Here is a 5,634-nt window from a genome sequence, read left to right on the forward strand (position 1 = left end):
CTCCCGCACGGCCCCGGCGACGGCGCCACCACCGCACCCGGCCGACGAGCCCGCCCTCCTCGGCGTCCTCCTCGCGCCGCTCACGCGCCGCGCGCTCCGCGCGCCGGCGACGCTCCTCCTCGGCGCGCAGCTCGGCGAGCACCCGGCGGCCCTCGTCACCCGCGTGCTCGAGGTTGGTCACCGTGGCGCCCCTGCGCGTCGGGGCGTCGGCCTCGACCGTCCCGGTGATCGCCTCGTAGCGCCAGGTGAGGGTGTGCGGGGCGGAGAGCGTGACGTAGTTCGGCGTCTCGCTGAAGTGGGTGACGTCGGGGTGGTCGGGCGCGGGCGGGGCCGGCGGGTTGGCCGTCCAGGCCGCGATGAGCAGGGTGACCCGCGAGAGCAGGTTGACCCACAGCAGGAGCGTGGCGAGCGCGGCGGCCGTCGCGAGCAGCGGGTTGCTCGCCGCGCTGCCGACGAGCGAGGTGCCGAACAGGCGCAGGGCGCCGGAGGCCACGGCGCCGAGGAGCGCGGCGAGGAGCAGGTCGCGGCGCGGGGGTCGGACCCCGGCGAGCACCCGGAAGAGCAGGACGAACACCCCGGCGTCGACGGCGAGCGCGACGAGCAGTCCCAGCGCCCGCAGTCCGAGCTGGGCCACGGTGCCGCTCACCCCCAGGAGGTCGAGCACCCACTGGCCGGCAGCGCCCGCGGCGATCGTCAGCGCCGCGGTGAGGAGGACGGCGACGGCGAGGGTGAGGAAGCCAAGGAAGTCGCGCACGCGGGTGAGGAACGCGTTCTCCTGGAGGACGACGATGCCGAACATCGAGCGGATCGAGCGTTTGAGCGCCCCCATGACCGAGATCGCGGTCCACAGCAGGACCGCGGTGGCGACGACGCTCGTCGGCGTGAGCCCGGTGTCCAGGACGAGGTCGTCCGGGTTGAGCAGCCCCCGGCTCGTCGGGGTGTCGATGACTCCCGGGAGCGCGCTGTCCACCGCCTCCAGCACGCGGTCGCGCAGCTCGGTGTCCGAGCCGAGCACGGCCATGAAGGCGGTGTAGCCCAGCGTGAGCGCCGCAGCGATGGAGAAGATCGCCGAGTAGGTGATCCCCCCGGCGAGCATGCCCCCGGCGGCCCGCCCGTAGCGCGCCAGCGCCCGGCCCGGCCGGGTCATGCTCCACCACCTCGTGAGGGCCTGGATCCGGTCGTTGAGGGCGGCCAGCCGGCTCTTGGGTTCCGCGGGGGTCATGGCCGCAGCGTATGGACGCCGGGGCGGGGCGGCAGGGGAACGGTGCCGCCGTCCGTCGGGCGGCTCCCCGCTGGTCGGTCTTGTTCGGTTGTGGTTCTTTTCTGACAGACTGCCGACCATGAGCACGCCCTCGTCCCAGCCGCTGCTCGCGCGGCAGCGCCAGGAGCACATCCTCGCCGCGGTCAGCCGCCACGGCGGGGCGCGGGTCGCCGACATGGTGGAGCAGCTCGGCGTCTCGGAGATGACCGTCCGGCGCGACATCACCAGCCTCGTGCGCCGCGGCCTCGTGGCGCGCGTGCACGGCGGTGCCGTCGCCCCCAGCCGCTCCGCCCAGGAGCCGGCCTTCTCCCTCAAGGCAGGTCAGCGCCAGGCGGAGAAGGCCCGGATCGGGCAGGCCGCCGCCGCCCGTGTCACGGCCGGTGACGCCGTCGCCCTCTCCGCCGGGACGACGACGCTCGCGGTCGCCCAGGCCCTCACCCGCCACCCCGACCTCGCCACGCTCACCGTCATCACGAACTCCCTGCCGGCCGCCGACGTCCTCCACCAGGCCGTGCTCCAGGCGCGCGAGGCCGGGCGGCCCGCCCCGACGGTCGTCCTCACCGGCGGCGAGCGCACGCCCTCCGACGCCCTCGTCGGCCCGGCGACCGTCGACTACCTGCGCGGCGTGCGGGTGGACTGGGTGTTCCTCGGCGCGCACGGGTTCGACCCGGAGATCGGCCTGATGACCCCGAACCTCCAGGAGGCGGCGACCAACACCGCGCTGCTCGCCACCGGCCGCAGCGCCGTCGCCGTCCTCGACTCCAGCAAGTGGGGCGTGCGCGGCCTGCGCTCCTTCTGCTCGCTGGAGGAACTCGCCGCGCTCGTCACCGACAGCCCGCCCGACGAGGCGACGCTCGCCGCGGCCGCCACCCACGACTTCTCCCTGGAGGTTGCCCCTCATGAGTGACACGGTGCGCAAGACCCGCGGCCGCCTCGCCGACGGCCGCGAGATCCTCTACTTCGACGACTCCGAGCCGTACGTCTCGGGCGGGGCCACCCGGCGCCTGGACGACCCCCGCCCGCTGCCCGGCCGCTTCGACCCCGTCCCCGGCCCCGACGGTGAGCCCCACCCGTTCACCGGCCCGCGCATGCGCTACGACGTCCTCACCGGGGAGTGGGTGCCGATGGCCACCCACCGGATGAACCGCACCCACCTGCCGCCCGCCGACGCGAACCCGCTCGCCCCCGCGCGTCCCGGGGCGGCCTACACCGACGGCGACATCCCGGCCGACGACTACGACGTCGTCGTCTTCGAGAACCGCTTCCCCTCCCTGCTCCAGGTCCCGGGCGAGGAGGACGTCCTCACCCACCTCGACGGCGAGGAGCTGTGGCCGGTGCGTCCCGCCGCCGGCCGGTGCGAGGTCATCTGCTTCTCCCCCGACCCCGACGCCTCCCTCGCCACCGTCGGGCACCGCCGGATGCGCACCGTCATCGAGGCGTGGGCCGACCGCACGACCGAGCTCTCCGCCCTCCCGGGCATCGAGCAGGTCTTCTGCTTCGAGAACCGCGGCCGGGAGATCGGGGTGACGCTCCACCACCCGCACGGCCAGATCTACGGCTACCCCTACCTCACCCCACGCACCGCGACGATGCTGCGCCAGGCGCGCGCGCACCGGGAGGCCACCGGGCGCAACCTCCTGCGCGACGTCCTGGAGGCCGAGCTGCGCTCCGGGCGGCGGGTCGTCGCCGAGTCCGAGCACTGGGTCGCCTACGTGCCCGCCGCGGCGCGCTGGCCCGTCGAGGTGCACCTCGCCCCGCGCCGCGACGTCCCCGACCTGCCCGCCCTCACCGACGCCGAGCGCGAGGACCTCGCCGACATCTACCTGCGCCTCCTGCGCGCCGGGGACCAGTTCTTCGTCACGACCGAGGCCGACGGCGAGCAGCGGGCGCTGCCGCTGCCCTACATCGCCGCCTGGCACCAGGCGCCGGTGCGGGAGGGGCGCGAGGACCTGCGCCTGCACCTCCAGCTCTTCTCCGTCCTGCGCGCGCCCGGCAAGCTCAAGTACCTCGCCGGCTCGGAGTCCGGCATGGGCGCGTGGGTGTCGGACACGACCCCCGAGCGCATCGCCGACCGCTACCGCGAGGTGCTCGGGTGAGCGCCCTGCTGACCGCGTGGTCCGACGCCGAGGGCGCCGCCCGCACGCGCGACCTCCTCATCCGCTCCTTCGGCCCCGGGGACGCCGAGGTGTCGGCCGCGCCGGGCCGGGTCAACCTCATCGGCGAGCACACCGACTACAACGGCGGGCTGTGCCTGCCCCTCGCCCTGCCCCACCGCACCTTCGTCGCGCTGCGCCCCCGCTCCGACCGCACGGTCCGCCTCGTCTCCGGCCAGGAGGAGGGCACTCGCGAGGTCGACCTCGACGCCGTGGGACCGGCCGGGAGCCGCGGTGAGGTCACCGGCTGGCCGGCCTACGTCGTCGGCGTCGCGTGGGCGCTGGAGGCGGAGGGCCTCGTCCCGGAGGGCAGGGCGACCGGGTTCGACGTCGCCGTCGACAGCTGCGTGCCCTACGGGGCCGGGCTGTCCTCCTCCGCCGCGCTCGAGTGCGCAGTCGCGGTCGCGCTCGACGACCTGTGGGGGCTCGGCCTCGCGGCGGACGACGCCGGCCGCGCCCGGCTCGCCGCAGCGTGCGTCCGCGCCGAGAACGAGGTCGCCGGCGCCCCGACCGGCGGCATGGACCAGTCCGCCTCCCTACGTGCGCGCGACGGGCACGCCCTCCTCCTGGACTGCCGCGACGGCGCGACCCGCCAGGTCCCCTTCGACCTCGCCGCGGCCGGGCTCGAGCTCCTCGTCATGGACACCCGGGCGCCCCACGCCCTCGTCGACGGCCAGTACGCGGCCCGGCGGGAGAGCTGCGAGCGCGCGGCGCGCGAGCTCGCCGTGACGACGCTGCGGGAGGTGACCGACCTCGACGGCTCGCTCGCCCGGCTGGAGGACCCGGTGGTGCGCCGCCGGGTGCGGCACGTCGTCACCGAGATCGAGCGGGTCGAGCGGTTCGTCGAGGCGCTCACCGCCGGTGACGGACGCACGGGGACGCTCGGCGCGCTCATGGCGGCCTCGCACGCCTCGCTGCGCGAGGACTACGAGGTCTCCAGCCCGGAGCTCGACCTCGCCGTCGAGGCGGCCACCGCCGCCGGCGCGCACGGCGCCCGGATGACCGGCGGCGGGTTCGGCGGGTCGGCGATCGCCCTCGTCCCCGCCGGGAGCGCCGAGCGCGTCGCCGCCGAGGTGGAGCAGGCCTTCAGCGACGCAGGCTTCGCCGCGCCGGCGTTCCTCCTCGCCCCCGCGAGCGCCCCCGCCGCCCGAGTCGGCTGACAGCGCGGGTCGCGCACGCGGGGCCTCCCGACGAGCGCGGGTGAGACCGCCGAGCGCGAGTGGCATCGCGCCCGCGGTCGCGGGGCAGGCGGGGCGCGACGCGTCGCTAGGCCCGCTCCGCCCCGACCGCCGTCGGCGCGAGCTCGCGGCGCGGGCTGGGGGCGAGGTCGACGACGACGGGCGCGTGGTCGGAGAAGCGCCGGTCGTAGGTCTCGGCGCGGTCCACGGCGGCCTCGTGGGCGTGCTCGGCCACGCGCGGGGTGGCGAGGAGGTAGTCGATGCGCCACCCGGCGTCGTTGTCGAACGCCTTCCCGCGCCACGACCACCAGGTGTAGGGCCCGGGGCCCTCCCCGGCGAGCAGGCGGCCGAGGTCGACGAGCCCGAGCTCGTCGAACCAGCGGTCGAGGTAGGCGATCTCCTCGTCGAGCACGCCGGAGGTCCGGTTGTGGTTGCCCTTCCAGTTCTTGATGTCGACCGGCCGGTGGACGATGTTGACGTCCCCACCGACGAGGACGTCCCGCTCCCCCGCCGCCGCCTGCTCCGCGAGCTCGGCGAGCCGGGCGGTCACGCGGTCGAGGTGGGAGTACTTCGCCGCCATGCGCTCGGGGTCGCTCGCCGTGCCGGAGTGGATGTAGACCGAGACGACGGTGAGCGGCCGGTCGCTGCCGGGCACCTCGACGTCCATCTCCACCCAGCGGCCGGTGTCGACCGGCGGCTCGCCGTCGCCCAGCCCGACGCGCACGGCACTCACCGGCAGCCGGGAGGCGATCGCGACGCCCGCCCGACCCTTGATGTCGCAAGCCTGGTGCGCCACGTGCCAGCCCTCGCCGAGCAGCTCGTTGAGCACCTCGTCCGGCGCGCGGACCTCCTGGAGGAGCAGCACGTCCGGCTCCCGGCGGGCGAGCCACTCGCCCATCCCCCGGCGGTAGGCGGCGCGGATCCCGTTGACGTTGACGGTGGCGACGGTGAGCATGGCGCCATTCTCACCTCGCCCGCGCGCTCTCCCGAAATCGCCGTCCGGCGGGCTCGCGCGGGGCGCCGCAGCATCCCGCGCGAGCCA

5 protein-coding genes are annotated in these 5,634 nt (G+C 75.8%); 3 read left to right on the plus strand and 2 right to left on the minus strand.

All coding sequences use genetic code 11. From position 1 onward, the window contains the following. Window positions 1-1,222 (minus strand): YihY/virulence factor BrkB family protein (locus FHE66_RS03940; protein ID WP_176554641.1); only part of this gene is annotated, 1,222 nt, incomplete at its 3' end. A gap of 118 nt (window positions 1,223-1,340) precedes the next feature. Here FHE66_RS03940 and FHE66_RS03945 point away from each other — a divergent pair. Genes FHE66_RS03945 through galK form a run of 3 tightly spaced genes read left to right on the plus strand, consistent with a single transcriptional unit; the run spans window position 1,341 to window position 4,574 of the window. Continuing rightward, a complete protein-coding gene (locus FHE66_RS03945) occupies window positions 1,341-2,168 on the plus strand; it encodes a DeoR/GlpR family DNA-binding transcription regulator (protein ID WP_255303596.1) in 828 nt (275 codons plus the stop codon). After that, window positions 2,161-3,357 (plus strand): galactose-1-phosphate uridylyltransferase, encoded by a 1,197-nt coding sequence (gene galT / locus FHE66_RS03950; RefSeq protein ID WP_176554642.1) that lies wholly within the window; start codon window positions 2,161-2,163, stop codon window positions 3,355-3,357. Before FHE66_RS03945 ends, galT begins: the two co-directional genes overlap by 8 nt. Further along, window positions 3,354-4,574 carry a galactokinase gene (gene galK / locus FHE66_RS03955; protein WP_139071687.1) on the plus strand — a complete coding sequence of 407 codons (1,221 nt, stop codon included), beginning with the start codon at window positions 3,354-3,356 and terminating at the stop codon, window positions 4,572-4,574. Before galT ends, galK begins: the two co-directional genes overlap by 4 nt. A gap of 106 nt (window positions 4,575-4,680) precedes the next feature. Here the strand turns inward: galK and FHE66_RS03960 are convergent, their stop codons facing one another. Then, the gene (locus FHE66_RS03960) at window positions 4,681-5,547 is read right to left on the minus strand and encodes an exodeoxyribonuclease III (RefSeq protein WP_139071688.1); all 867 of its coding nucleotides are present in this window, start codon (window positions 5,545-5,547) and stop codon (window positions 4,681-4,683) included. Window positions 5,548-5,634 lie beyond the last annotated feature (87 nt).

Origin of the sequence: Georgenia sp. 311 (genome assembly GCF_006151955.1) — a bacterium.
GTDB lineage: Bacteria > Actinomycetota > Actinomycetes > Actinomycetales > Actinomycetaceae > Oceanitalea > Oceanitalea wutianyii.

Bases quoted from the DNA above. Each gene is read 5' to 3' on its own strand.
- FHE66_RS03960 (WP_139071688.1), bottom strand. From the start codon at position 5,547: ATGCTCACCGTCGCCACCGTCAACGTCAACGGGATCCGCGCCGCCTAC.
- galT (WP_176554642.1), top strand. From the start codon at position 2,161: ATGAGTGACACGGTGCGCAAGACCCGCGGCCGCCTCGCCGACGGCCGC.
- FHE66_RS03945 (WP_255303596.1), top strand. From the start codon at position 1,341: ATGAGCACGCCCTCGTCCCAGCCGCTGCTCGCGCGGCAGCGCCAGGAG.